Origin of the sequence: Rufibacter sp. XAAS-G3-1 (genome assembly GCF_013623775.1) — a bacterium.
Taxonomy (GTDB): domain Bacteria; phylum Bacteroidota; class Bacteroidia; order Cytophagales; family Hymenobacteraceae; genus Nibribacter.
This window is the reverse complement of the sequence record NZ_JABFAM010000011.1, coordinates 93,038-119,310: the sequence shown is the minus strand read 5'-3', so window position 1 is coordinate 119,310 and position 26,273 is coordinate 93,038. Positions and strand designations below refer to the sequence as shown.

General features: G+C 50.4%; 21 protein-coding genes. 17 read left to right on the top strand and 4 right to left on the bottom strand.

What is annotated here, in order from left to right; genetic code table 11:
• Positions 1-95: 95 nt before the first annotated feature.
• The 5 genes from HHO50_RS14180 to HHO50_RS14160 all read left to right on the top strand — a co-directional run bounded on the left by HHO50_RS14180 (position 96) and on the right by HHO50_RS14160 (position 6,050).
• Complete coding sequence (locus HHO50_RS14180) at positions 96-788, top strand: ABC transporter ATP-binding protein (RefSeq protein ID WP_181306721.1); 693 nt, start codon at positions 96-98, stop codon at positions 786-788.
• An 11-nt stretch (positions 789-799) separates the two neighbouring features.
• Positions 800-2,041 (top strand): ABC transporter permease, encoded by a 1,242-nt coding sequence (locus HHO50_RS14175; protein WP_181306720.1) that lies wholly within the window; start codon positions 800-802, stop codon positions 2,039-2,041.
• Positions 2,038-3,222: an ABC transporter permease gene (locus HHO50_RS14170; RefSeq protein ID WP_181306719.1), complete on the top strand. Its 1,185-nt coding sequence runs from the start codon at positions 2,038-2,040 to the stop codon at positions 3,220-3,222. The genes HHO50_RS14175 and HHO50_RS14170 overlap by 4 nt, the downstream gene beginning before the upstream one ends.
• A 163-nt stretch (positions 3,223-3,385) precedes the next feature.
• Complete coding sequence (locus tag HHO50_RS14165; RefSeq protein WP_181306718.1) at positions 3,386-4,768, top strand: sigma-54 dependent transcriptional regulator; 1,383 nt, start codon at positions 3,386-3,388, stop codon at positions 4,766-4,768.
• On the top strand, positions 4,752-6,050 hold the full coding sequence (locus tag HHO50_RS14160; RefSeq protein ID WP_181306717.1) for a PAS domain-containing sensor histidine kinase: 1,299 nt from the start codon (positions 4,752-4,754) through the stop codon (positions 6,048-6,050). Before HHO50_RS14165 ends, HHO50_RS14160 begins: the two co-directional genes overlap by 17 nt.
• A gap of 99 nt (positions 6,051-6,149) precedes the next feature.
• On the opposite strand, the gene HHO50_RS14155 is transcribed toward HHO50_RS14160, so the two are convergent.
• Positions 6,150-7,058, bottom strand: a complete 909-nt coding sequence (locus HHO50_RS14155; RefSeq protein ID WP_181306716.1) for a DUF72 domain-containing protein — start codon at positions 7,056-7,058, stop codon at positions 6,150-6,152.
• Between the two features lie 525 nt (positions 7,059-7,583).
• On the opposite strand from HHO50_RS14155, the gene HHO50_RS14150 reads away from it, so the two are divergent.
• Positions 7,584-8,306 carry a septal ring lytic transglycosylase RlpA family protein gene (locus HHO50_RS14150; protein WP_181306715.1) on the top strand — a complete coding sequence of 241 codons (723 nt, stop codon included), beginning with the start codon at positions 7,584-7,586 and terminating at the stop codon, positions 8,304-8,306.
• Between the two features lie 234 nt (positions 8,307-8,540).
• On the top strand, positions 8,541-9,464 hold the full coding sequence (locus HHO50_RS14145; protein WP_181306714.1) for a toxin-antitoxin system YwqK family antitoxin: 924 nt from the start codon (positions 8,541-8,543) through the stop codon (positions 9,462-9,464).
• A 699-nt stretch (positions 9,465-10,163) separates the two neighbouring features.
• On the opposite strand, the gene HHO50_RS14140 is transcribed toward HHO50_RS14145, so the two are convergent.
• Positions 10,164-10,517 (bottom strand): YraN family protein, encoded by a 354-nt coding sequence (locus HHO50_RS14140; RefSeq protein ID WP_181306713.1) that lies wholly within the window; start codon positions 10,515-10,517, stop codon positions 10,164-10,166.
• Positions 10,518-10,676: 159 nt separating this feature from the next.
• On the opposite strand from HHO50_RS14140, the gene lipB reads away from it, so the two are divergent.
• From lipB to gldN, 10 genes are all read left to right on the top strand, one after another.
• On the top strand, positions 10,677-11,411 hold the full coding sequence (gene lipB / locus HHO50_RS14135) for a lipoyl(octanoyl) transferase LipB (RefSeq protein ID WP_181306712.1): 735 nt from the start codon (positions 10,677-10,679) through the stop codon (positions 11,409-11,411).
• On the top strand, positions 11,395-11,799 hold the full coding sequence (locus HHO50_RS14130) for a hypothetical protein (RefSeq protein ID WP_181306711.1): 405 nt from the start codon (positions 11,395-11,397) through the stop codon (positions 11,797-11,799). Before lipB ends, HHO50_RS14130 begins: the two co-directional genes overlap by 17 nt.
• Before the next feature lie 78 nt (positions 11,800-11,877).
• The gene (locus tag HHO50_RS14125) at positions 11,878-12,912 is read left to right on the top strand and encodes an MraY family glycosyltransferase (protein ID WP_181306710.1); all 1,035 of its coding nucleotides are present in this window, start codon (positions 11,878-11,880) and stop codon (positions 12,910-12,912) included.
• Between the two features lie 4 nt (positions 12,913-12,916).
• Complete coding sequence (locus HHO50_RS14120) at positions 12,917-14,044, top strand: DUF4271 domain-containing protein (protein WP_181306709.1); 1,128 nt, start codon at positions 12,917-12,919, stop codon at positions 14,042-14,044.
• A 63-nt stretch (positions 14,045-14,107) separates the two neighbouring features.
• On the top strand, positions 14,108-14,899 hold the full coding sequence (locus HHO50_RS14115) for a uroporphyrinogen-III synthase (protein WP_181306708.1): 792 nt from the start codon (positions 14,108-14,110) through the stop codon (positions 14,897-14,899).
• 140 nt (positions 14,900-15,039) lie between these two features.
• On the top strand, positions 15,040-16,008 hold the full coding sequence (locus tag HHO50_RS14110; protein WP_255478744.1) for a type IX secretion system membrane protein PorP/SprF: 969 nt from the start codon (positions 15,040-15,042) through the stop codon (positions 16,006-16,008).
• A gap of 260 nt (positions 16,009-16,268) precedes the next feature.
• On the top strand, positions 16,269-17,228 hold the full coding sequence (locus HHO50_RS14105) for an SUMF1/EgtB/PvdO family nonheme iron enzyme (protein ID WP_370457601.1): 960 nt from the start codon (positions 16,269-16,271) through the stop codon (positions 17,226-17,228).
• 64 nt (positions 17,229-17,292) lie between these two features.
• Positions 17,293-18,096, top strand: a complete 804-nt coding sequence (gldL, locus tag HHO50_RS14100; RefSeq protein WP_181306706.1) for a gliding motility protein GldL — start codon at positions 17,293-17,295, stop codon at positions 18,094-18,096.
• 60 nt (positions 18,097-18,156) lie between these two features.
• Positions 18,157-19,746, top strand: a complete 1,590-nt coding sequence (gene gldM, locus HHO50_RS14095) for a gliding motility protein GldM (RefSeq protein WP_181306705.1) — start codon at positions 18,157-18,159, stop codon at positions 19,744-19,746.
• 18 nt (positions 19,747-19,764) lie between these two features.
• A complete protein-coding gene (gldN, locus tag HHO50_RS14090) occupies positions 19,765-20,790 on the top strand; it encodes a gliding motility protein GldN (RefSeq protein WP_181306704.1) in 1,026 nt (341 codons plus the stop codon).
• A 1,368-nt stretch (positions 20,791-22,158) separates the two neighbouring features.
• Here gldN and uvrC read toward each other — a convergent pair.
• Positions 22,159-23,958, bottom strand: a complete 1,800-nt coding sequence (uvrC, locus tag HHO50_RS14085) for an excinuclease ABC subunit UvrC (protein WP_181306703.1) — start codon at positions 23,956-23,958, stop codon at positions 22,159-22,161.
• A 16-nt stretch (positions 23,959-23,974) separates the two neighbouring features.
• On the bottom strand, positions 23,975-26,272 hold the full coding sequence (locus tag HHO50_RS14080; protein ID WP_181306702.1) for a penicillin-binding protein 1A: 2,298 nt from the start codon (positions 26,270-26,272) through the stop codon (positions 23,975-23,977).
• Position 26,273 lies beyond the last annotated feature (1 nt).

Here is a 26,273-nt window from a genome sequence, read left to right as displayed (position 1 = left end):
ACCTTAGATCAAACCTAGTTTAGGCTTGTTTTTGGAAAAACGGGCGCTAAACGGAAAAAGAAATCAGCATCTTAAAACATCAGCACATTATAACTATGATACAGTTACAAGACATTGAAAAAGTCTACCGCACCAAGACCATTGAAACGGTAGCCCTCAACCGCGTGAATCTGCACGTAGAGCGCGGCGAGTTTGTGTCCATCATGGGCCCCTCGGGCTGCGGGAAATCTACGCTGCTCAACATCATGGGCCTGCTGGATGAACCTACTTCCGGGGTGGTGTCCATAGACGGGCAGCCGGTGAAAACGCATTCAGACAAGCAACTGGCCAAACTGCGCAATGAGAAGATTGGGTTTGTGTTCCAGAGTTACCATTTGATTCATGATTTGTCTGTAGTGGACAACGTGGAGCTGCCTTTGCTGTACCGCAACATATCGGGCGGGGAGCGGCGCAAGCGGGCTCTGGCGGCGCTGGAGAAAGTGGGTCTGAGTACCCGCACGCGGCATTTTCCGAGTCAGTTATCGGGTGGACAGCGGCAGCGGGTGGCCATTGCCCGGGCCTTGGCCGGTGCCCCGGAGATTATCTTAGCGGATGAGCCTACCGGGAACCTGGACAGCGTGATGGGCGAGGAAATCATGGAGATTCTGCTGCGCCTGAACCGCGAGGAAGGCACCACTATTGTGATGGTGACGCATGATGAGCACATGGCCCACAAGACCAACCGGCTCATCCGGTTCTTTGACGGCCAGCAGGTGGCAGATTCATTGGTATTGGAAGCACAGATTTAACCGGTACGGCCATGTTAAAAAATTACTTCAAAATAGCCTGGGCGGTGCTGCAACGCCGCAAGTTCTTCACCTTTATCAGCCTCTTCGGCATCAGTTTCACCTTGATGGTGCTCATGGTGGTGACTTCGCTTTTTGATCACGTGTTCGGGCCGCAGATGCCGGAGCGGGGAACCGACCGGTTGCTGTTTGTGAACAATCTTCGCGAAGAACAGGGCGAAGGCTACTCCAGCAGCGGCCCGCCCAGCTATTATTTCCTGGACCGGTATGTGCGGCGCATGCAAACGCCCGAGAAAGTCTCCATCAATTCAGTGTTCAATCCGGTGAACAGCTACATCCATAACAAAAAGCTGGCGCTGGACATTAAGCACACAGACCAGCAGTTCTGGGAGATTCTAGACTTCCATTTTCTGGAGGGGAACCCTTTTGGGGCGCTGGAGGTGAAGAACGCCAGCCGGGTGGCCGTGATCAACCAAACTACCCGCAAGAACTACTTCGGGACGGGCCCGGCCCTGGGGCAGACCATTGAGGTAGACCAGGTGAAATACCGGGTCATAGGCGTGGTGGAAGACGTGCCGGTACTGAGAATACAATCGTACGCCGATGTCTGGGTACCCATCACCCTCAAAAGCCAGGATTTTAAAGACACCGGGCTGCGAGGCGGTTATTTTGCCACCATCAAAGCCCGGCAAGCGGCAGACATTCCTAAGATAAAGGAAGAATACGCCCGCATCATCCAGCAGGTGAGCCAACTGAACCCCAAAGAAAAGAAGCAGGTGCACTCCTACCCAGATACCATCCTGGAAAGTTTCGCCCGTAACTTCTTAGGCAGCGGCAAAGAAGACAAAGTAGGTTTTCTGTACACCATGTTAGCGCTGGCGGCCTTTCTGTTCATGCTTTTGCCTACCATCAACTTGGTGAACATCAACATTAGCCGCATCATGGAACGGGCTTCTGAAATTGGCGTGCGCAAGGCGTTTGGGGCCTCGTCCAATACCATCATCGGGCAGTTTGTGGTGGAGAACGTTTTCCTGACGCTCTTAGGGGGCTTGCTGGGCTTTCTACTCTCGGCGGGGGTGCTGGCGCTGATCAATGACAGCGGCATTATCATCTACGCGCAACTGGGGTTGAATCTGCGGGTGTTTGCCTGGGGGCTGTTCCTGTGCCTGGTGTTCGGGTTGATTTCTGGGGTGTACCCCGCTTTTAAAATGTCACGTTTACACGCCGTTGAGGCATTGAGAGGAGGCTCCAAATGATACGCCATTTATTTAAACTGATCTGGAACCGGAAGAAAAGCAACTTCCTGCTCATCACTGAAATGTTCTTTTCGTTCATGGTGCTGTTTGCGGTCATCAGCTTTGTGCTCTACAACTACCATAACTATAAGAAACCGCTGGGCCTTAACCACCAGAACGTATGGCAGCTATCCTTCCGGCCCAATGCAGATTCAGTGGGGCAGGCCAAGGCCATACAGGAGCAGATGATACAACGCCTTAAATCTTTCCCTGAGGTGGAGGCGGCTTCTCTGGCCCACAACAACGTGCCCTTTGCGTTTAGCAGCTGGAGCATAGATGTTTCTTACGGGAACAAAGAATCTGTGGAAACCAACAATTACGAGGTGCAGGATGCCTACAAAGACGTCTTCCAGTTGTCGGTAGACCAGGGGCGGTGGTTCGGGCCGCAGGATGCCGCTGCGCTCCATGCCTCCGTAGTCATCAACCAGGTGTTGAAAGACCAGCTTTTTGGCGAGGAAGAAGCGCTGGGCAAACAAATCAAGGGGGATGATTCTACCAGTTATACCGTGGTGGGCGTGATGCCCCATTACCGCGCCGACAGCGAGTTTGCCGTGGAGGAACCCGCGCTTTTCCGGCGCATCAATCTGGAGAAAGCCAAGCCCGATCAGCTGTATGCCAGCTTGCTCATCAAGGTGAAACCGGGCGCCGACGTGGTTTTTGAGGAGAAGATGGTGAAAGACCTCTCGCGCATCGCCAAAGACTGGACTATTGAGGTGACCACCTTGGAGAAAATGCGCCAAAGCAAAGCCAAGTTGACGTGGGTGCCCATGATGGCCATGGCCGTGGTGTGCGGTTTTTTGATTTTCAACGTGGCCCTGGGATTATTTGGGGTGCTCTGGTACAATATCAACCGCCGCTACTCAGAGATTGGCCTGCGCCGGGCGCTGGGTGCTACCACCAGACAAATCCGGAACCAGTTTGTGGGCGAGGTGCTGGTGATGGCCACCTTCGGGCTGCTGCTGGGGCTTCTGCTGGCGGCGCAGTTCCCGCTGCTGCACGTGTTTCAGCTTTCGGCAGAGATTTACTGGCAAGGCATCGGCGCAGCTGCCCTCCTTATCTTCCTGCTGGTCATTGTCTGCGCAGTGTACCCCAGCTGGCAAGCGGCTAAAATACATCCGGCGGTGGCCCTGCACGAGGAGTAATTTGCGTTTCGGCGTTTCGGGGCCGTTTTCTGAAAAACGGTTCCGAAACGCCAATATCTTGTCGCGCGCAGTTTCCTCCCAATCTCTCTGTCCATATCGTTTAGTGGCTGTTTTTTCAAAAACGGCTTAAAAACGCTACCTTCACCTATCCGCTCCCAAACCCATGATCCTGATTATTGACGATGACGTAGCCGTACGGGCTTCTTTAAGTTTGTTGCTCAAACAAGCCGGGTACGCCACGGCCCAAGCGGTCGGCCCCGTGGAAGCCTTGCAACTTGCCGCCAAGCAGATGCCCCAATTGGCCCTCATGGACATGAACTTCTCCATGGAAACCACCGGAGAAGACGGCCTGCAACTACTAGGCAAACTGAAGCAACTGTACCCGGCCCTTCCGGTTATTCTCATCACGGGCTGGGGTTCCATTAACCTGGCAGTGGAAGGCTTAAAAGGCGGCGCGGCCGATTTTATCACCAAACCCTGGAACAACGAGCATCTGCTGCAATCCATCAAAACCGCGTTGGAACTGGCACAGCCCATAGCCGAGGTTCCTTCCGGAAAATTAACCCGCAAGCAGCTGGATGAGCAGTACGATTTCTCCATGCTAGTGGGCGAAGACCCCGGCCTGTTGCAGGTGCTCCGCAACATCGGCCAAATCAGTGCCACAGACGCCTCGGTGCTCATTGAAGGCGATAGCGGTACGGGCAAGGAACTCATCGCCGAAGCCATCCACCGGAACAGCCATCGCCGGAAAGCGCCGTTTGTGAAAGTGAACTTGGGCGGAATTTCGGCGAGCTTGTTTGAGAGCGAGATGTTCGGGCACCGCCGCGGCGCCTTCACTGATGCCAAGACCGACCGGGTGGGCCGCTTTGAGATGGCGAACAAAGGCACCATTTTCCTGGACGAGATTGGTGAACTGGACATGAGCAGCCAGGTGAAACTGTTGCGCGTACTCCAAGACCGCACCTATGAAGTCCTCGGCGACAGCCGTTCCAAGAACCTGGACATACGCGTGGTCTGCGCCACCAACCGCCACCTGCAGGAAATGGTGGCCGAAGGGAAGTTCCGGGAAGACCTATATTATAGAATCAACCTGATTACGGTGAAGTTGCCCGCGCTTCGCGAGCGGAGCCAGGACATTCCGCGGCTGGTGCAGCATTTTGTGAACAATTTGAAAAAAACGTACCATAAACAGGAACTGCAGGTGAGCACCAAAGCCCTGAAATGGCTGCGTGAACTTCCTTTGCCGGGCAACATTAGGGAGTTGAAGAACCTGGTGGAGCGTACGGTGCTGGTCTCGGGGAAAAGTCTGCTGGAGGTAGAGGATTTCCAGAACCAGTTGCAGGGCGGTTCTAGAAAACTGGACGAGAAACTGCTCCCCTCGGTAGGAGCCATGACCCTGGATGAGTTGGAAGCCAATATGATCAAGAAGTCCATGGCGCATTATAGCAACAACGTGAGCAAGGTAGCCAAAGCGTTGGGCGTGAGCCGTGGTTCGCTGTACCGTAGGCTGGAGAAGTTCAATATCCCGTATGACGCTGCGGAGTAAGTTTATTTTAACGGCGGCGCTGCTGTATGCCGCTATGTTCGTGTTGGCCTGGCAACTGCTCGCGTACAACAAAGCCATGTTTGTGGCCGCCGAGGCGCTGATTCTGGTCAGTCTGGTGCTCACGGCCCGGCTTTTCACCGCGTTTGTGCGGCCGCTCCACCTCATCGCCGCGGGCGTGGAATCTATCAGAGACCGCGATTTTTCCATCAAATTCCTGGAAACGGGCCAGAAAGAGGTAGACCAACTCATTGCCGTGTATAACCAGATGATGGACGAGCTGCGGCAACAGCGCGTCACCCAAACCGAGAAACATTTCCTGCTGGAGCGCCTGATTGAAGCCTCGCCCTCCGGCATCATTCTGCTGGACACGCATGACCGAGTGGCGGGCCTGAACCCCGCGGCGGCCGTGCTGCTACAAACCTCGGGGAAAGAAGTAGTGGGCAAACCGCTGGAGGAATTGCCCAGTCACTGGGGAAGCTCCCTAGGGAAACTACCCAAGGACGAGCAGCGCGTGATTAGGCCCAACGGCATCCAGACGTACCGCTGCCGCAAAATCCGGTTCCTGGACCGAGGCTACCACCGCTACTTCATTCTGGTGGAGGAACTTACGCAGGAACTGCTGGAGAAAGAGCGCAACGCCTACGAGAAACTGATCAGGATGATGTCGCATGAGATTAATAACTCCATTGGGGCCGTCAATTCCATCCTGCACTCTTTCTCGTATTTCTCGCGCCAGCTCACTGCAGACTCCCGCCCAGACTTTGACGAGGCGCTGCAAGTCTGCATTACGCGCAATCAGAACCTGGCCGGTTTCATGGCTAATTTCGCCAATGTAGTCCGGATTCCGCCACCGGTGAAGCACCCCACCGACCTACATCAGTTGTTGCACAGCATCCATCGGTTAATGTTGCCCAGTTTTGAACGGAAGCAAGTGAAATGGGAGTGGGATTTGGCAGAGCAGATACCGTTTGTAGAGTTGGATGTGCAGCAGATGGAACAGGTGTTGATTAACGTGGTGAAGAATGCGCTGGAGGCAACGGAGGAAGGCGGTTGGGTATGTGTAAAAACCACCGCCTCGCCCCTGCAATTGCTGATTCAGGACAACGGGAAGCCCATCACCCCAGAGGTGCAGGAAAAGCTGTTCTCGCCGTTCTTCAGCACCAAAGCCAACGGACAGGGCATCGGGCTTACCATGGTGCGGGAGATTCTGCTGCACCACGGGTTCCGGTTTACCCTACAAAGCGGGGCCGATGGGCTGACTACGTTTCAGATTGCTTTTTGACCTCACCCCAACCCCTCTCCGTGGGAGAGGGGCGGTTTGCGTTTCGGAACTGTTTTTCTAAAAACTGGCCTAAAACGGGTATAAGAGGAACGCTTGAGCTTAAAACAATTGCCCCTGAACAAACTGCTGTACCTTTTGCGGACGGGCAAGCGTAAGGCTAGTCCGTTTCTCTAGTTCCTCCATCAAGTAGACTAATGCCGGTGGCGCATCCATGATGTCTTTCTGGTGCATGAAAAAATAAACCGTTTGCAAACCCTGTTCCAGCCATTGGTGCAGCCGGTTGGCCCAGGCCTGTAAACGGGTGTAATCTGAAGGCACCAGGCCGTGGCCGTTAAACCGGATCATGGCCGTGGCAGTAGTGAGGCGCATGTGCAGCACATCTCTTCGGCCCGCCACATCGGTGATGATGGTGGTGATTTGTCTTTCCTCCAGCGTGTCAAATGCTTTCTGCGTCACCTTAGATTCCTTGAACCAGTTCTCGTGCCTGAACTCAACGGCCAGCGGCACCTCTGCGGGAAATTGTAGCAGGAACTTCTCCAACACTGGCCAATCTTCTGGGCCGAAGAAGGGAGGCAACTGCAAAAAGGCCATTCCCAGGCTAGAACCCAGGCCTAAGATGGCATCGCAGAAACGCTTGGTGGGCTCACCCACGTTCTGCAGTAACTGGTCATGGCTGATGATCTGCGGCAGCTTGGGGCAAAACACGAACCCGGGCGGTACCGCCTGTTTCCAGCGGGCAATGGCGGTGGCGTCTGGGATGCGGTAGTGCGTGGTGTTCATCTCCAGCGTGTTGAACTGCCGGGCGTACCAATACAGCAATTGGGCATCCTGGGCCCCTGCCGGATAATAGGTTCCAATCCAGGGTTTGTTTGACCAGGTAGGACAGCCCAGGTAGAGGTTTGGACGGGTAGGCCGCGCCGTTCTGGCCAGTACCTGCGGCGTAGCCGGATGGTCTGGAGGCAAGCGGAAGTCTACGTTCTTGATGTCTGGAAGACGGCCGAAATCCATACAGTTAAATATTAGTTTCTATCTATATAACTGCTAATTCAGTAAGCATTTTACTTGTTTTTAAAGGGGAACGCTAAGTTTTTAAGAAAAAAAATATTTTTATTTTCGGCTTTCTATTTTTCTAAGGCAGAAACAGGTGGGGTGGGGTGTTATTTTAATCCTATTGGGGTTCAAAAATTAGCCCTATGGCGTTTATAGCTATAAATTTGCTGTTCCTAATATTGTAAATTTGGCATACCAGATTTTATGAAATAAATTATATAAGTAAAAAATATATTAGGATATTTTAAAATAAACATAGGATTATGCCTTGTTTATGAGCCCTTGGTAATACCCTGTTGACCTAGGGAAGCTTGGTGGTAAAGAAATTACGCCTAATTTTGTGCTCTTGAAATTGATGTTCCACCAACAAATCCTGAAATGGGGATACAGAAAATTTGCTATACGCTCACCGTTCTTTCAATCTTTTTCTTCGGTTTTACGCTAACTGCCAGTGCGCAGGAAATAGGTGATAAACAAAAGGGCATGGCTTCCTGGTATGGAGCCAAATACCATGGCCGGCCTACCAGCAGCGGAGAAATCTACAATCGTCATAAACTTACGGCAGCGCATAATGAACTGCCATTAGGCAGTAAAGTTAGAGTTACCAATGTGGCCACCGGCGAAAGCGTGGTGGTCAAAATCAACGACCGCGGCCCATTCAGCGGAGCCCGCATCATAGACCTCTCAGAGGCCGCTGCCCGTAGAATCAACTACCGCCGGAGCGGTTTAGCCAAGGTGACCGTAGAAGTCATAGGCCTGCCAGCATCGTTTTTAGCCAGCAGAGCCAAACGGAAAGCCTCAGAGGAAGCCATGGCCGCAGCGGTTCCCGCCAAACTAGCCCCCACCGCTTCGTTGGTAGTGCCAGCCAAGCTGGGTTCAGTTTCTGCCATCTCTGTTACAAGTTCTGTAACTCCTACCTTGGCGCAAACCCAATTCTTCGCGGTTCAGGCTGGCTCGTTCCAGAATCTGGACAATGCCGAGGATCAGGTAGAGAAATTGCGCAGAATTGACCAGAAGATGCCTATTGCTCTGGTGGAGGAAAGCGTCAACGGCCAAACGGTGCACCGCGTTTTGGTGGGTCGTTTCGTATCCCAAGCCACGGCTGAGCAGGCCCGTAAGGATTTAGGCAGGAAGGCGCGGAAGGGCGTGGTGCGGCCTGTGATGGCAGAGCCTACTTTGCTGGCCAGTGCGGTACCTGCTGCGTAGATTCCATCCGGCTGTGCTTCGGCTTCATTCCTCTTACACGGCAAATCTGTAGCTCGTATTTTTGGCTTGGTTTAAGAAAATCAGGTTAAAAACAGCTGTCACTGAATTTTATTTTCCGTGATTTGTTCTTCTTTACAAAGCAGCCTCAGAAAGGTAATTCCGGTCATGGGGTGCTGTATACCATTTGAGGAGCCAAAGGCGTTATGATTAAAATTCAGAAAGTAGAAGTCTGCTATGGGTAAGTTGAGAATCTGGGCAAAGGTGCTGCTGTGCGGCCTGGGGATTTTCTGGGGACTGCCGCAAGTGAGCCAAGCCCAAGTTATAGGCAAGGAAAAAAAGAAGCTGTTTTTCTGGCAGAAAGACAAAGCCGCTCTGGTGTCTGGCCCTATAGACACAGTCCTTCTGAACGACTCCCTGGCGAAACCGTCTTTGGCCACTGCGGCGGCAGACAGCGCTTTAGAGGCCAAAAACAAAAAAGACCAGAAAAAGGAGTCTAAAAAGAAGAAGACCTACTTCGGTTATCGGGTTAAAAAAGGCTTTGCCCGGCAGGGGAAAGGCAACAACCAGATAGTGGAGACCTTTTACTACCTGCGCGAGTACAAAGAGCCGAACCCTTATGTGCGGGACAAGCATTATTTTGACGTAAAAAAGCGCAAGATTTTCAGGGCCGCCGCCCTAGACCCTTCCAAAACCCAGATGCTTATTCTGCACGGGCCGTACACCAAAATGCGGGGCGAGGTGGTCATTGAGCAAGGCTACTTCTTTGTAGGAACCAAGCACCTGCGGTGGGAAACCTTTAGGCCAGACAGCACCCTTACCCAGCGGCAGCACTATGAGAAAGGCTTCCTGCGCGATGCGGTCATTTCTTACTATGATGCCGCCAAAACCAAGATCAAAGAAGTGATTCCCTACCAATATGGCCAAGTGCAGGGCGAGTACTACAAGTTCTACGAGAACGGTCAACTGGAATGGCAAGGCACTTACGACAAAGGCCGTAAAGTTGGCACCTGGATCAATTTCTATGATTTCAGGGGCCGCCGCCAGTTTGAGTTCGAGTACGCCGAGTCTGCGTTTGACAAACCGGTTGAGCCGGTGCTGGTGAAACAATATGACCGGCACGGCACGCTGGTATTTGAGAAAAAAAATAATAGCCGTTAAGGCGCTTGTTTAAAAGGAACTCGTTTGGGGCCTGTTTTTCAGAAAACAGGCCCCAAACGGGTTCCTTGATTTATGATACTGTGTTCTGCGTTGGTGCTATATGATAGATCTGTTTGATTCTGGTACTTTTACCTCTATTGAAAGATTTAAAATGGGAGGCTGAAGCGCTAGAACCCACCCTACGCCTCCCAGGAGCTTCTCTTGTAGGGAAAAAGGAAGTCCTTTCTCTGACCTGTCCCCTGACAAGCAAAAATACATGAATGGCAGGCTTTTCTTCCGTCTGTCGGGGGGACAGGGCCGGGAAGCGGGTTTCCACGTTTATGGCCTGTTTTCCGAAAAACAGCCCCAAAACGTGGAAACTTCGGCTCTACGGGTTCTCATCACCACTGCTACTTACATTTCCAGTTCCCGTCTTCCCCGAGCGCTTAGCGGAACAGATGAAACAGCAAAGTATTTGCGCCCACGGAAAAAGCGGACAAGCCAAGGGAACAGCAAAAGGCGTGCACAAACTAATATTCAAGCTCTAAGCAGACAAGCCAAGGGGAACAGCATGAGACTGCACTTGCACCCACGGAACAAACAACCAAGCCAAGAAACACCGGAAGGCGTGCATCTCTGCCAATTTCTCTCAAGAAGCCAATCCCAAGCAGAGCCCAAAACGCGGTAAGAACCAATAAGCGAATGCCAAAACGGAGGCAGCTAATGGAACGCGTCTTCTATGTGCAGAATCTTAGGCTTGCCCTGTTGCCATAAAACAGAGATGACATCAAACCGGACGTCATATTGCCATTGGTGCTGTTCTATGTAATAGTCTGCCGCCAGCTGGAGCATGGCCTCTTTTCGGGCAGAAACCGCCTCTTCGGGGAACCCGTATTGGTGGGTGCTCCTGGTCTTGACTTCTACCAAGACCAAGGTCTTTCCCTTCGTGACTATCAAGTCCACTTCGGCGCGCTTGTACCGGTAGTTTCTTTCCAGAACCAGGTACCCCAGCGCGGTCAGATGCGCTTCGGCGGCCTGTTCGCCCAGCTTACCTAAAGTAGTATTATGCGCCATTTTTGGTAGGTGCTGGTTTAATGAGTAATTTGCACAGTTTTCTGATAACAAAGCTTTCTATACGGGAAAAGTAGCCTTCTGTATAGGACAAGAGAGAGACAGTGCTGCAAGGCAGAGTAACATTATATATATAATAGAGAAAGGTAGCCCCGCAGAACCATGAAGCAGAACAGGAGCATTTTGTATGAGAGAATGGGCCTGGTAGATTACCAGCAGGCATGGGATTACCAGGAGCAGCTTTTAAAAGAAATAGTAGCCGTCAAGACCCAGAACAGGGCCCTGCCCGAAACAGGGAAGTTGACGACTCCTAATTACCTGCTGCTTTGCCAGCATCAGCATGTGTACACGTTGGGAAAAAGCGGGCACGAAGCACATTTGCTTTTAGACGAGCAAGGGTTGGCCGAGAAGAAGGCTGCCTTCTATAAGATCAATCGGGGCGGTGACATCACGTATCATGGCCCCGGGCAGTTGGTGGCGTACCCTATTCTGGATCTGGAGAATTTTTTCACAGATATTCACCAGTACCTGCGTTTGTTGGAAGAGGCGGTGATCCAGACGCTGGCCGAGTATGGTTTGCGGGCAGGTAGAATTGTGGGACTTACCGGCGTATGGCTGGATTTTGAAGAACAGCGCAATCCCAGAAAAATCTGTGCCATGGGCGTGAAATGCAGCCGCTGGGTAACCATGCATGGCCTGGCCCTTAACGTGAACACAGACCTGGATTATTTTGACAACATTGTGCCCTGCGGAATCTCAGACAAAGCCGTGACCTCCCTGGAGAAGGAAGTAGGGCGCGTAGTACCTATGGAAGAGGTAGAGGAGAAACTGCTTCATCATTTTGAACGATTATTTGAGGCCAAATTATTGGCGCATCAGTATGAAGAAAGACATTGATTTTCATCAGGTAGAGGGCGTATCGGTAGCCATTGCCCGTGAGTTGAATGAGTTAGGGCTTGAGGAGTGGAATGTCTACTTTATCAACAACAATGATTTTTACCTGGAGAATGTGCTTATCTCCTCCAAAGGATATGGAGAACAGGACGGGCAGGAAGTAAAAACATCGGTGCTGCGGCACATGTTTGACCAAATGAGCCCTAAAAGCGTTTTGCAGGTAGAACCTATTGACCCCGCTTTGTTTCAACTCACCAATGAGTATTGGGTGAGCTACTACATTGGCCGCAACATTCATGACAAACGGTTTGTGTTTGTGCCGGGCAGCGTGGTGGAGGAAAACCTTATTCATATTTCCATTCTGGAGAAAGAAGGTATTCTCCACTCTTAACGGCCTGCATCGCGGAATTGCTGCCAGGACGAATAAATAGGATCAGGCGCAGAATTATATATTTACTTTAGAGATGGCATGAAATTTTTCACATACCTCCTTTCTTTTAGCTGGTCTTTCTTTATTGCTTTATTTGCGATCCCTTCCATTGTGTATGTGGCGCACTTGAAGAACATCCTGGATCAGCCCAATAAGCGCACGGTGCACGTGTCGCTTACGCCAAGATTGGGCGGCCTGGGGGTATTCGCTGGTTTCATGTCGGCACTCACCATTTTCGGGGATTTGTCCAATGGGGTACAGCAAGTCCTGGCGGGTTGCATTATTCTTTTCTTTGGCGGCTTAAAAGACGATCTGGTTTCCATATCTGCTTTCAAGAAGTTTTTTATGCAGGTACTGGCCACCGGCGTGGTCATGTTCATTGCTGATATCAGGGTCACCAGTTTCCAGGGTATTTTTGGAATCCATGAACTGCCCGATGGCTTGAGTTATGGTTTTACCTTCTTTACCATAATAGGCATCACCAATGCCATTAACCTGATTGATGGTTTAGATGGCCTGGCCGGCACCATTGTGACCATAGTAGTGTCCACGTTCGGTTTCTTTTTCTGGTACGCGCACATAGAGGCCTATTCTAATTATGCTGGGGTGGCGGTTTGCTTGATTGGTGGTTTGCTGGGCTTTCTGCGGTATAATTTTTACAAAGCCAGGATCTTCATGGGTGATACCGGTTCTTTGCTCTGTGGCTTTGTGGTTTCCATCATGGCCATCCAATTCATAGAGATGCGGGCGGTGCAGTCTGCTCCGGTAGTGGCCTTAGGCGTGCTCTTTGTCCCTTTGTTTGATACCGTAAGGGTTTCTCTTATTAGAGTACTGAACGGGGTGTCACCTTTCTCGCCAGATAAAAACCACATCCACCACCGCATTCTGGCAATGGGTTTTAGCCAGGTAGCCACCGTGCTTATTTTAGCGCTCCTCAATGTGTTGGTGATTCTGTTCGTCTTTAACTTCTCACACTGGGGTACCCTGACTCTGTTGCTGTGCCTCCTGGGTTTCTCCTTGGTGCTAAGCCTAGTGCTGGGCCAATATTCCTCTAAATCTACCTCAAGCACCTAAATGCATGCGATTCTGGGGGGTAGTGATAGGTCTTTGGTTGTGGTGCGGCGTTGTTTTAGGGCAATCGGGCACCTTAAAGCCTTTGCTGTCTTCTGACTGGTTGATCTACAAAGCCAGTCAAAACAAGTTGGTGCCTTACCTTCCTGAGTTTCATGGGGAGCGCCAGGCCTTGTACCAATGGGTGAGCATAGACAAGTTCACGAACCCGAAGATAGAGTTTGCTGCCCGCCGGGAGCTTTGCCTTTTCCTAGACAACCGGTTGGTTTTTGTGGCAGATTCTACCGCGCGCTACACCATTGATTTATCTCCGTTCCTGAAACCCGGAAAGAAGTACCTGCTCTCCGTTTGGCACCCAGATCAGCAGCCCAACTATCCGTCCTTCAAAGTGCCCCAGGAGCAAATGCCCTCCTTAAGCTCCAGGCCCATTGCCGCGTACAGGCCCATACCCAAGCAACCAGACGCGCACCGGAGTGCCCTCATCTTTTTCATGGTAGTGGTAGGGCTAATCTATGGTGCCTTACGGATGACGTTCTACTCAGATTTCACCAGTATTTTCAGGTGGAGCAGTTTTACAAAACTTTCTACCCTGGAAGAAGGTTTGCTGGCCAAACCCATTGGGAACTGGTCAAGTATTCTGTTCGTGCTGGCGTTTGCCTTGTCCTTTGCGCTGTTGATTGTGGCTATCCATACCAATCTGGAGGATCTGGCACTTCTAAACCAATTGTTCACCGCTACGCAGGCAGATCTCATCTCTAAAATCTTGCTGTATTCCCTCATTATTTTCCTGTTCGTCATCTTTAAGTACCTCTTTCTGCGGCTGATGGGGTTTATTTTTGGGGTGGGAGAAATGGTGCTTTCGCAATACCGTGAATTCTTGCGTACCTTGTTGGGGATGGGGTTGTTCTTGCCGTTCGTGCTGCTGCTGTATCTGGGGTTGTGGTCTTCTACCCCGCAGGTGGTGTATTGGATTGCTAATGTGAGCATTACAGCCGTGCTGGTTTTTACTGTAATAAGGACTTTCCATACAGTTAGTAAAAAATATTCCCTTAAAAATCTACATTTATTTTCCTACCTTTGCGCCACAGAGGTGATTCCACTGATGATTTTACTTAAACTGATCGTTTTTGTGTAAAGCTCTGGCAAATAGGAATGATTACAGATTTTAGATTATAAGTTGTTAAACTACCTTCTAAATATGGCTGACGGTAAAGAAGAGCTGGGTGCTGATAGACATTCAAAGAAAATTTCTAGTATTCTAGTCACGCAGCCAAAGCCGGCAAACGATAATTCTCCGTATTTGAGTATTGCTGAGAAATATGGCATCAAAGTAGACTTCAGGGCTTTTATTGATATTGAACCCGTCTCCTATAAAGATTTCAGAAAAGACAAGGTTTCCATCCTGGATCATACCGCTATTATTTTCACCAGCCGGAACGCGGTAGACCATTTCTTTAGGATCTGTGCCGAAGGCAAGATAGAGGTGCCGGCTGAAATGAAGTATTTCTGTATTTCTGACCAGACCGCGTACTATCTGCAGAAATACATCGTTCTACGGAAGCGGAAATTATTTATTGGCGGCAAGACCTCTTCTGACCTGTTTGATGTGCTGAAGAAACATAAGACCGAAAAGTTCTTATACCCTTGCTCCAATATCAGAAAGGAAGATATTCCGGAGTTTATGCGGGCGAACAACTTTACGTTCACAGAGGCCACCATGTACAGAACCGTGGCCTCAGATCTGTCTGACCTGGCTGAGGTGAAGTACGACTGTATTGCCTTCTTTAGCCCCTCTGGCGTACACTCCTTGTTCACCAATTTCCCAGACTTTGTGCAAGATGGCACCCGTATTGCCGCCTTTGGCCCAACTACAGCCCAGGCGGTGCGTGATGCTGGTCTTGAACTAGATATTGAGGCTCCTATGCCCAACGCGCCTTCCATGACAGGGGCAATTGAGGTTTATATCCAACACCATTCTAAGAAAAAGTAAACCAGGCGTTACTTTTTAATTGGTTTGTGCGTAGCATGGCTAGAGCTTGAAGATCAGAATTAGCTTTTGGTAGTTAATAGATAATTTGCTAGCTTTTGCCAAACGACTCTTGCGCAAGCAAGGGTATTTCATTGCTGTACATGATGCACAAATCTGGTTTCCTGATTTTTTTCCTGGGGCTCCTGTGTCCTTTTTTTACGCAGGCGCAGCAGCTACCGCAGTTTAGCCATTATGGTTTTAACGGTCAGTTCATAAGCCCCGGGTACGCGGGCGTGAAAGGCCAGACCGAGCTGAATGTGCTCTACAGGTACCAGTGGCTGGGCTATGACGGTACCTTTGATGCCGGAGGCTCCCCCAAGACCGCCTTGTTCACTATTTCCGCCCCTGTCAATGCCTTAAAGGGTGGTATTGGGTTGGTGGTGATGAAGGACGAGATTGGGGCCGTAGATATCTTCAATGCCCAACTGTCTTACTCCTACCATTTGTCTATTGGAGGCGGAACCCTGGGCATAGGAGTGCAGGGAGGTTTAACCAACATGAGCAAAGGAGGGTATCGGCCAAACGAAATAGATGATACCCGTATACCTTTTAACAGTTCTGACCGTAAGTTTGATCTGGGGGGTGGGCTTTGGTACCAGCATGACAGGTGGTATGCCGGAGCCGGTCTGGTGAATCTTTTGGGAGCTAACTATCAGTTTGAGAATGAGGCTCAGGATGGGAACTTAGGGACAGTGACCGGTGAGAAGCATCTGATGGTGACCGGCGGGTATGAAGTAGAACTTTCTGATGTTGTAGACGTAACACCAACGGTCTTGCTTAAGCAAGATCTTAATGCCAGCGTTACCTCTCTGGAGGCTGGGGCCAGGGCAACTTTCAATGATAAATTCTGGGGTGGGGCCGGCTACAGATTTGGAGAAGCCATCACGGGCATGTTGGGTGTTTATCTTTTAAAGGACAACGCACTGAGCTTTGGATACTCTTTTGACTATACCGCCGTAGGCACAGATGCTAAAAGAGCCACCTCTCATGAGGTAATGTTGGGGTATAGACTACCTAAACCTAAGAATAATACAAAGCCTCCTGTTAGAACCCCACGTTACTTCTTTTAAATATTAGTTTTAAGTAACACGCATATCTCCAGCGAGGAGGGAATTGTGAACAAAATAAAATATTATTTTGTTTGCCTCGTTAGGATATTGAACTTCAAGAAAAAACACTAATTTTGTTTTTCGATTAGGACATTTAGTTGCTATCTTAAAAATTATAACTGCTTAGCGTGAACGCTACTTTTTTCAAGTCCAAGAATATGATTAAGTTTTTACAGTTTTCTGCCATTGCTCTAAGCGTAGTCTTAATGGCAGGTTGTGGTATGGGTAGAGATTCACAGGGCGATGTGATTGGGGCAGAAGACCGCCCAGAATTCAATCCGCAGGAGATTCCTTACGGAATGGTTGCCTGCCCGGGTGGTACTTTTCATATGGGCCAGACAGACCAGGACATTGCGGCCAGCATGTCTAACATGAACAAGCAGGTAACCATTGGTGGCTTCTACATGGACGAAACCGAGATCACCAATAATGAATACCGTCAGTTCATAGACGCCATCCGTCAGGACTCATTGGATATTCTAGGCGAAGAGTTCGTGATGACCCAGTTGTATCCAGATACCACGGTATGGGTGAAAGACTTCACCTACCACATGGGCGACCCGTTGATGGAGTATTACTTCTCCCACCCGGCGTTTGATGACTTCCCGGTGGTAGGGGTAGACTGGTTTGCTGCCAAGTATTTTAACAACTGGAGAACCAAGCACAAGAACAACTACAACGTAGAGAGCGGCATGGCTCCTATGCCAAGTTTCCGTCTGCCGTCTGAGGCCGAGTGGGAGTATGCGGCCCGTGGAGGCCGTGATTTGGCAACCTATCCTTGGGGTGGCCCTTACCTGCGTAACGCCAAAGGTTGTATGCTGGCTAACTTCAAACCAGGCCGTGGCGACTATTACAGCGATGGATTTACATATACTGCTCCGGTAGGGCAATATTACCCCAACGATTTTGGTTTGTATGATATGTCTGGTAACGTGGCAGAGTGGTGCGAAGATGCTTACGCTGAGGCTACTGTGCCTTTAGTATGGGATTTGAACCCTACTTATGATGATGACAATGAACCTCGTAAAATAATACGCGGCGGTTCTTGGAAAGACATTGCCCACTTCCTGGAAACTGGAGTTCGCAACTTTGAATACCAGGATTCTGCCCGTTCCTTCATCGGGTTCCGCAGCGCCATGATTTACATAGGCCGTTCTTCTGACTTTGACTTGGGAAGATAGTCTTAAAAGACCCTTTATAATTTATTTCTTAACCCGAATACTTACATTCTAAATCCTTTAAAAAATGAGTAAATCAAGAGGCAACTTCTTCTTCGATAAGGTGATGCCAAAAATCTATGGTATTGGTGCTGCAGTGGTAATTGTTGGAGCATTGTTCAAAATTCTCCACTTACCTGGAGCGAATGAAATGCTTATAGTTGGCCTTGGTACCGAAGCTGTCATTTTCTTCCTGAGTGCCTTCCAGCCAAACCCACCCCATGAGCCAGAGTGGGAGCGCGTTTACCCGCAGTTACGTGACGATTATGATGGCCCGCTTCCAACTGTGCCAGTAGCCGCTGCTGCAGCTGGCCCATCAATCACTGGCGATCTAGACAAAATGCTGCGTGATGCGAACGTAACTCCTGCCACTATCAGTTCTTTAGGTCAAGGCCTAAACAGATTAAGCGAAACAACTGCTCAAATCTCTGATTTGACAGACGCTACGGTAGCTACTAAAGAGTATGCCGCCCGCGTAAGAACTGCTACCGGATCACTGGATAAAATCAATGAAGCCTACGGTACTACGTTACAAGTGGTGTCTCAGATGGCCAGTGCAACTGCAGATACCCAGGCGTACAATGCCCAGGTGCAGCAAGTAACCAAAAACTTGGGTGCTCTCAATGCGGTGTATGAAATGGAGCTTCAGGATGCCAACAATCACCTGAAAACCATTAACAAGTTCTACGGTAGCATTGGAAGTGCCATGGAAAATCTGACCCAGGCAAGCCGCGAAACAGAACAATTTAAAGATGAGGTAACTAACCTAACCAAAAACCTGCATTCTTTGAACAACGTGTATGGCAACATGTTAAATGCCATGAGAGGATAATCTCTGCCATTCCTCTTTAAATTATAAGATCACATAAAAAGGTAAACATCTAAAAATACTATGGCTGGAGGAAGAGAGACGCCACGGCAGAAGATGATCGGGATGATGTATCTCGTTTTGACGGCGCTGTTGGCATTGAATGTAAGCTCTGCAATACTTTTAAAATTCCAATTCATTGATGAAAGCCTAATGGGCGTTAACCGCAATACGGTGAGCGACAACAACGGGACAGTTAAAGGAATTGCGGCGGCGGTTGCTGAAAATGGCAACAGAGCACAGGATGCAAGAGTAGTGGAGCAAGCGAATGAAGTTCGGGCACAAACCGCCCAATTAGTGGAGTACATCCATGGGGTGCGGAAAGAGCTTCAGGACAGAACCGGTGGTACCGATGAAGCAGGAAACTATAAAAACCCAGAAGCCAACGAGATTGTAAACGAGTTAATGCTGGGCGGTTCTAAAAATGGGAAGGGATATGAGTTAGAGGCTAAGTTAAACCAGTATGCCGGTTTTCTGCGCCAGTACAATCCTAGAGTTCCTGAAAAGATTGCCGTGAGTGGTTCTGAAGATCCACGGGTAGCTAAAAACAAGGATCAACGTAGAAAGAACTTTGCTCAGTTGAACTTTGAAGAAACGCCCATGGTGGCTGCTTTGGCCACGTTAGCCCAGAAAGAATCTGAAGTGTTGAAGTATGAAGCAGAGACATTATCGCAACTAGCTCAAAAAGTTGGGGCAGACATCATCAAGTTTGAGAACATCTTCGCCATGGCGAGTGCTGAGTCTAAAACTGTAGCGGCTGGCACCAAATACAAAGCAGAAATGTTCCTGGCTGCTTCATCTGATGCCGTAACCCCTACCATGTCAGTTGACGGCAGACCTATCTCTGTGAAAGGTGGAAAAGGTCAGATTGAGTTTACGGCTACCGCTGGTAACTATGACGCTGAAGGTAATGCGAAAAAGACTTGGAAAGGTCAAGTGCGTTTCCGTCAGTCAAGCGGGCGTGACACCACTTTCACGGTAACACAAGATTACGTAGTGGCTAAACCGGTCATGCAAATCCAGTCTGCCTCTATCAACTCTTTGTACTTTAACTGCGGAAATGAACTGAGTGTACAGGTGCCTGCTTTAGGTGCCGTATATGATCCTTCGTTCTCAGCGAATGGCGCAACGGTGGTAAAAGGAGCTAAAAAAGGCTTCCTGACTATCATTCCAACCTCAAGACAAGTGAAATTAAATGTGAGCAGCGGCGGAAACGCGATTGGCTCACAAGATTTCACCGTGAAACTGGTGCCAAGGCCACGGGTGGTAGCTTCTGCCAACGGACGCCCGGTAGATGTTGTGAAAGGCATGCCAGCGCCTGGCCCTCGTACCTTATCTGTACAGGCTATCCCTGACGAAAGCTTCAAGAACCAGTTACCGAAAGATGCCCGTTACAGAGTAACCCAATACACAGTGTACCTGGTGCGTGGTAACCGTCCGGTTGGTCAGGTGCAAGGAACAGGCCCATCCGTTAGCTTAGGAAACTTAGCGGCTCAGGCCCGTCCGGGCGATAGAATTGCCATCGACGTAAAAGAAATACGTAGAATGAACTATCGTGATCAGCAGGAAGTTGTTCCTTCTGATAACTCAAGTATCACTTTTCAGCTTAACTAGTACGTTATCCATAGTATCATGAAGAAGTTAATTGTGTTGGGTTTAGCTGGTTTGCTTAGCATACCTGTAGTAAGTACGGCGCAAAAGCGTACCACTAAGTCAACTACCTCAGCCCAGAAAGCGAAGCAGAATGCGGCTGCCCAGGCTGCGGCAGAGAAAGCGCGTCAGGCAGAGTTAGAGCAGCAGCAGGCACTTCAGAAACAATCTGAGCAGGCCCAGCAACTAATGACTACTTCTGCGGCAGCGAACCCATCTACCAGGCCAATTCCACCGTCTGACGTGATGTTCAAGAAGACTGTCTGGAGAGCGGTTGATTTGCGCGAAAAGCAGAACCTTCCTATGTTTTCCAGCGGAAAGCAAATCACAAAGCTGATCACGGAAGCCGTAAAACGCGGTGAGTTACAGCCCTACCGTTCAGATACGCTGAACACCCCTATCTCTGCGCAGGAATTTTTCGGCAACATGACCCCTGCGGAAACCAGTGGCGGATTAACAGAGGCAGAAAAAGCGGCAGGTTTTGATGCGCCGGCGGCAGTAGAAGATGATGGCTGGGGAACACCTGCCCCAGCCCCAAAGAAAACCGCTACCAAGAGCACGGCTGCCTCAACGGCTGTGGTAACTTCAGGGAACGAGCTGCTTCCTAATGAACTCTACAAGTTAGAGATCAAAGAAGACGTGGTATTTGATAAAAAGCGTTCAAGGCTTTATCATGATATCCAGGCCATCACGTTGATCATGCCAGCCAAGTACAACAGCCTTGGTTTTGAGAAGCCGATTGCCTCTTTCAAATACAGTGACCTGGCAAGGGTATTCAGAGCGCACCCAGAGGAAGCCCTCTGGTTCAACTCCCAGAACGATGCCCAGCACAAGAACCTGGCCGATGCCTTTGACTTATGGTTGTTCAGCTCTTACATCACCAAGGTTTCTAACGTAGCTGACGCCCGCCTGGAAGAGCAGTATGGTGCCGGTAGAAAAGGCTTATTAGCTGCCCAGCAAGCCATGGAAGAACTCATTGAGTTTGAGTACAGCTTGTGGAGCTATTAGATTTGTTTTAAGCACATTACAAAAAAAGGAGACCAGAAACGGTCTCCTTTTTTTGTATCTTCCTTCTTGTCATTCATTTCTTCTATTAATAATGTTCACCCAATCAATAGCATTGGAGGCGCTCACCCCTAGGCCGGCGAATCCATTTCACTCAAATATGCTGAGAGAATGCTCGCCTTCCAATAGGGGCAATCCCTGTGGATGCCCTATATTGATAGTGGTGCCCCAAGCAATTGGCTCTTACCAAGGAACCACCATAAAGGCGAGAGATGGATAAAATGGAATAGTGATGGTCTATGAGGCCTTGATTTGCGAGAAAATATAGTTCTCCCGCAAATACAAGGGCAACCACAAGGGATTGTCCCTACAGTTTAATGAGAAAGGTGAATATTACTCCCATTCTCCTATAAATTTCCACCACATTTACGCTAGTGCCAAACTTGCGATAGGGTAATCTAACCTCAGCAGAAAGCTAGCCCTATTCCAACGGAGGGGGAGCCCCGCTGAGCGTTTTAGGTCTGTTTTGCGAGAAACAGGCCTAAAACGGCAGGGATGCTGCTAATCTCCCATTAGGGAGAAGTTATCCGGGTAAATTAGATAACGGTAGAGACCAGGCACTGCCTTGTCTGCGGCACGCATCGCTTTCTACGGTTGGTTTTTTCTGCGGGGCAGACATCCTCACCTTGCTATAGCGTTTCGCGGCTGTTTTAGGGAAAACAGGCTATAAACGGCATCGGCGCAGACACTCGTAGGAGCTGCGCGCACTACGGGGCCTTGGGAGCGGGCGGCATCGCGAAAACAAGCTTTAGAATCTACTGGCGCAAGACTCCAGTCTCGTGACATGGGAGGAAGCGGGTCTCCAGAATCGCCGGGAACCTCCAGCCGGAGGGCGGAACGTCTGGTTTAAATGTAGGGGTAGCATTCTTACAGGAGAATGGGAGTAACTACCTGCTGCTCTTACTCCTTTCCCCAGTTCCAGTCTTCCCCGAGCGCGCCTCGCTTTTGGCCCTGGACAGGCATCAGCTAAGAGAAGCAAACGGCTCAGGCCGAAAGGGCAGTGCGAGAGGGGAAGACGGGGCCTCGCGGCCGTGAGCGCATATCGCCAGGGATGAAGCAATGCAGCACTTGCACCCACGCAACAAACGGACAAGCCAAGGAACAGCGCAAGACGTGCACCTGCCGATCTCTCTCCTGCCGATCTCTCTACAGAAGCCGGTTCCAGGCAAAGGACAAAGCGCAGAAAGAAACCAATAAGGATTTAACGCTAGCGGAAACGCCTGAAAAGCTTAGCGCTACTGCTTGAGAATCTAGCAAAAGTGAAATGCTGTTTTAAGGCTCTTTTCAGGAAAACAGCCTAAAAACAGCATTTTACTTTTGAGCGAAATAGTCCAGGAGCAATTTGGCTTTACTCTTGCCAATCTCACTTTCAAGTTCCTGCTGAGACAACTCAGAGATCTTCTTCACAGATTTAAACTTGCTCAGCAGCTTCTCGGCAGTGGCAGGCCCCAGGCCTTTCACCTTGGTTAACTCCGTTTGCAGGGTGCCCGCATCCCGCAGAGAACGGTGGAAGGTGATCCCGAAGCGGTGCGCTTCGTTCCGAAGCCGTTGGATCAGCTTGAGCGTCTCAGATTTCTTATCTATGTAGAGCGGAAGGGTGTCGCCGGGGTAAAAGATTTCCTCCAGGCGCTTGGCAATGCTCACAATGGCGACCTGGCCGTAGATGCCCAGGTCTTTCAGGGCTTTCACGGCCATGCCTAGCTGGCCTTTGCCGCCGTCAATGATGATCAGTTGGGGCAGGGACGCGCCTTCTTCCATCAGCCGGCGGTAGCGGCGGGTCACTACCTCGTACATAGACGCAAAATCGTCTGGGCCCACCACAGTTTTGATGTGGAAATGCCGGTAATCCTTCTTGGAAGGCTTCGCGTTCCGGAAACAGACCATTGAAGCCACCGGATTATCACCCTGGAAGTTGGAGTTATCAAAACACTCAATATGCTTGGGAAGCTCAGTGAGGCGCAGGTCGCGTTTCATGGTTTCCATGATGCGCACCTCGTTGCTGTCCTTAGACTTGTCCTGCATGCTTTCTTTCTCCTTGCGCAGGTACAAAGCGTTTTTCAAAGACAGGTTCAGGAGCTTCCGTTTGTCACCAATCTGCGGAACCGTGACGGTCACGCCTTCCAGCGGCAGCACCAGATCATCAATGTTCACCAGAATCTCCCGCGAGGAGCTTTCAAAGTCCTGGCGTAACTGCATGATCATAGAAGCCAGAATCTCCTGGTCGGTCTCTTCCAGTTTCTTCTGCAGTTCCAATGATTGGGTACCAATGATAGAGCCGTTCATCACCCGTAGGTAGTTGAGGAACGCGCATTTCTCATTGGACGTGATGGTGAAAACGTCTATGTTGGTGAGGGTGTGGCTCACCACCGTAGACTTGGCCTGGAAATCGTCCAGCAGGTCTAGTTTCTGTTTGTACTGGTGCGCCAGTTCATACTGAAAATCGGCGGCCGCCGCAGACATGGCTTCCTTGAAGTAGTTTTTGGCGACGGTCAGGTTTCCCGAAAGGATGTTCCTGATCTGCTGGATGTGCTCATTGTACTGGGTTTCGTCATAGAGACCTTCACAGGGGCCTTTGCAATTCCCTATGTGGTACTCCAGGCAGACCTTGAACTTGCCGGCCTCAATGTTGGCCGGGCTCAGGTTGTAACTGCAGGTGCGCAGCGGGTACAGTGTCCTGATGAGTTCCAGCACCACGTACATGCTGGTGACGCTGGGGTACGGGCCAAAGTAGCGCGAGCCGTCGTTGAGCTTGTTTCTGGTGCTTAGCACCCTGGGGAACCGCTCATTGGTGATACAGAGAAACGGATACGACTTGCCGTCCTTCAGCAGGATGTTGTACTTGGGCTGATGCTGCTTGATGAGGTTGTTCTCCAGCAAAAAAGCATCGGCCTCACTGTCTACAATGGTGAACTCAATGCGCTTGATCTGGGAGATCAGCTTCAGGGTTTTCTTGTTGTGCTGCTTGGAGGAGTTGAAATAAGAACTTACCCGCTTGCGGATGTCTATGGCCTTGCCCACGTAAATAATGCCTTTGTCATCATAATACTTATAGATGCCAGGGCGATGGGGCAAGTGCTTTAACTGCTCTTTCAATGATTCCTCAAAAGCCATATACAAGTCTTAAGCCTTAAAACTGGTCTTCCTCCACCTTTTGCGGTAAGGTAAGCGTTTGCTCCTGTTTTACGGAATCAGCCACGGTAGGTGCAAAGCCTGTGCCTCCGCAGTTGATATTGGTGGAAAGCGGCTGCGACGGCTTCGGGAAAGCGGCTTTAGAGACATTCAACGATTTGTCGGCGTACACTTTCTTCATGAACAGCGCATAAATAGGCATGGCCAGTTTGTTTCCTTGCCCATAGGCGGCGCTCCGGAAGTGGATACTGCGGTCTTCACCGCCCACCCAAACCCCGGCGGCCAGATCTGGGGTAATTCCCATAAACCAGGCATCTGAGTAATTGGAGGTAGTCCCGGTTTTAGCGCCAATCTCGTTTTTTAAGCCGTAGCGGTGGCGCAGCCCGTAATAAGCAGTGCCACCCCGCGTATCGGCGGGGCCTTGCAACATATTCACCATGAGGTACGCGGTTTCTTCGCTGAGGGCTTCTACGGTTTTGGGCGCATATTCATGTAGAATGGTGCCGTTCTTGTCTTCAATCCTGATCAGGTATTGGGGCTGAGTCCAGGTGCCTTTGTTCACGAAAGTACCGTAAGCGCCCACCATGTCATACAGCGTCACGTCACTGGAACCCAAAGCCAGGGCAGGAACGGGGTCTAGCGGCGTAGTAATGCCCAGGCGTTTAGCGGTAGCCACCACTTCCTCGGGGCCCAGCTTCTTCATGAGGTACGTGGTGATACTGTTCACCGAAAAAGACAGGGCTTCGCGCAAGGTCAGGCGGCGGCCCGAGTATTTGCCATCGCTGTTTTTAGGCGTCCAGGGCTTGCCGTCTGGGTTGATGATGGTAACCGGCGCATCGGTAACGGTATAGCAGGGAGAGAAGCCTTTCTCAATGGCGGCGGTGTACACGAACGGCTTGAAAACGGAACCGGGCTGGCGGGCGCCTTGCTTCACGTGGTCGTACTTGAAATACTTGAAGTTGGTGCCGCCTACCCAGGCTTTCACTTTGCCGGTGAGCGGGTCCATGGCCATGAAGCCCGCCTGCAGGTAATGCTTGTAGTACCGCAGCGAGTCCATGGGGCTCATGATGGTGTCCCGTTCGCCTTTCCAGGAGAAAACCTTCATGGGCACCTTGTGGTTGAGGTGGTATTTGATGGAATCTTCATCATTGCCGTATTGCTCTACCAGGCTCTTGTACCGGGCCGTGGTCTTCATCCTATCCATCAAAAAGCCCTTGATCTCTTTGCCGTTGTCATTGATCCAGGGGTTGCGGCCTTTCCATTGCTGGAAGAACTCCTTCTGCATCACTTTCATGTGCTGCTCCAGCGCCGCCTCGGCGTGCTTTTGCATGCGCGAATCAATGGTGGTGTAGATTTTAAGGCCGTCAGAATAGAGGTCATACCCGTTGTCACGGCACCATTGCGCGATGGATTTCCCAATTTCAGTCCGGAAATAAGGGGCTAGGCCTTTGTTCTGGTTCTCCACGTTAAAATCCAGCTTAATGGGTTTGGCACTGGCTACCTGGTGAACGGGCTCGTCAATGAAGCCGTATTTGAGCATCTGGTCTAGTACGGTGTTCCGCCGACCCATAGAACGCTCAGGCCTTAAAACCGGGCTGTAGAAAGAAGGGCCTTTCAAGACGCCCACCAGCGTGGCGCTTTCCTCCAGGGTGAGTTGCTCGGGCTCTTTGTTGAAGAAGGTTTTGGCGGCTACTTTAATCCCGAACGCGTTGCTGCCGAAGTCCACGGTGTTCAGGTACATGAGCAGGATCTCTTTCTTGGTGTAAGAACGTTCCAGTTTCACAGACATGATCCATTCTTTGGTCTTGATGATGAGCATGCGTAGGCCGGGCACATCGCTGAGGAAGCCGTTGTTCAGGTCATCGCGGGTACGGAAGAGGTTACGGGCCAACTGCTGGGTGAGCGTACTGGAGCCCCGGTCTTGCTTGCCAGTCAGTTTATAATACGGAACCGCCAAAGTACCTTTAAAATCGATGCCGGAGTGTTCCTCAAACCGAATGTCTTCAGTGGCGATAAGAGCGTCTACCAGCGTTTTGGGCAACTGCTCATAAGTAACGGGAGTCCGGTTTTCGCGGAAATACTTGCCCAGGAGCTGGCCGTCTTCTGAGTACACCTCAGACGCCAGCTCACTCTTGGGGTTTTCCAGCGTTTTCAGGTCTGGCATATCACCGAAGAGGTTCAGGAAATTGATGCTAACGGCAAAAACGTACAGCAGGAAGAACACAAATCCTCCGGCAAAAAGTAGCCAAAGCGCCGAAATGGTTTTCCGGTACTTCTTATCAGGCGTAGACGACATG

Bases quoted from the DNA above. Each gene is read 5' to 3' on its own strand.
- HHO50_RS14180 (WP_181306721.1), top strand. From the start codon at position 96: ATGATACAGTTACAAGACATTGAAAAAGTCTACCGCACCAAGACCATT.
- HHO50_RS14175 (WP_181306720.1), top strand. From the start codon at position 800: ATGTTAAAAAATTACTTCAAAATAGCCTGGGCGGTGCTGCAACGCCGC.
- HHO50_RS14170 (WP_181306719.1), top strand. From the start codon at position 2,038: ATGATACGCCATTTATTTAAACTGATCTGGAACCGGAAGAAAAGCAAC.
- HHO50_RS14165 (WP_181306718.1), top strand. From the start codon at position 3,386: ATGATCCTGATTATTGACGATGACGTAGCCGTACGGGCTTCTTTAAGT.
- HHO50_RS14160 (WP_181306717.1), top strand. From the start codon at position 4,752: ATGACGCTGCGGAGTAAGTTTATTTTAACGGCGGCGCTGCTGTATGCC.
- HHO50_RS14155 (WP_181306716.1), bottom strand. From the start codon at position 7,058: ATGGATTTCGGCCGTCTTCCAGACATCAAGAACGTAGACTTCCGCTTG.
- HHO50_RS14150 (WP_181306715.1), top strand. From the start codon at position 7,584: ATGGCTTCCTGGTATGGAGCCAAATACCATGGCCGGCCTACCAGCAGC.
- HHO50_RS14145 (WP_181306714.1), top strand. From the start codon at position 8,541: ATGGGTAAGTTGAGAATCTGGGCAAAGGTGCTGCTGTGCGGCCTGGGG.
- HHO50_RS14140 (WP_181306713.1), bottom strand. From the start codon at position 10,517: ATGGCGCATAATACTACTTTAGGTAAGCTGGGCGAACAGGCCGCCGAA.
- lipB (WP_181306712.1), top strand. From the start codon at position 10,677: ATGAAGCAGAACAGGAGCATTTTGTATGAGAGAATGGGCCTGGTAGAT.
- HHO50_RS14130 (WP_181306711.1), top strand. From the start codon at position 11,395: ATGAAGAAAGACATTGATTTTCATCAGGTAGAGGGCGTATCGGTAGCC.
- HHO50_RS14125 (WP_181306710.1), top strand. From the start codon at position 11,878: ATGAAATTTTTCACATACCTCCTTTCTTTTAGCTGGTCTTTCTTTATT.
- HHO50_RS14120 (WP_181306709.1), top strand. From the start codon at position 12,917: ATGCGATTCTGGGGGGTAGTGATAGGTCTTTGGTTGTGGTGCGGCGTT.
- HHO50_RS14115 (WP_181306708.1), top strand. From the start codon at position 14,108: ATGGCTGACGGTAAAGAAGAGCTGGGTGCTGATAGACATTCAAAGAAA.
- HHO50_RS14110 (WP_255478744.1), top strand. From the start codon at position 15,040: ATGATGCACAAATCTGGTTTCCTGATTTTTTTCCTGGGGCTCCTGTGT.
- HHO50_RS14105 (WP_370457601.1), top strand. From the start codon at position 16,269: ATGGGTAGAGATTCACAGGGCGATGTGATTGGGGCAGAAGACCGCCCA.
- gldL (WP_181306706.1), top strand. From the start codon at position 17,293: ATGAGTAAATCAAGAGGCAACTTCTTCTTCGATAAGGTGATGCCAAAA.
- gldM (WP_181306705.1), top strand. From the start codon at position 18,157: ATGGCTGGAGGAAGAGAGACGCCACGGCAGAAGATGATCGGGATGATG.
- gldN (WP_181306704.1), top strand. From the start codon at position 19,765: ATGAAGAAGTTAATTGTGTTGGGTTTAGCTGGTTTGCTTAGCATACCT.
- uvrC (WP_181306703.1), bottom strand. From the start codon at position 23,958: ATGGCTTTTGAGGAATCATTGAAAGAGCAGTTAAAGCACTTGCCCCAT.
- HHO50_RS14080 (WP_181306702.1), bottom strand. From the start codon at position 26,272: ATGTCGTCTACGCCTGATAAGAAGTACCGGAAAACCATTTCGGCGCTT.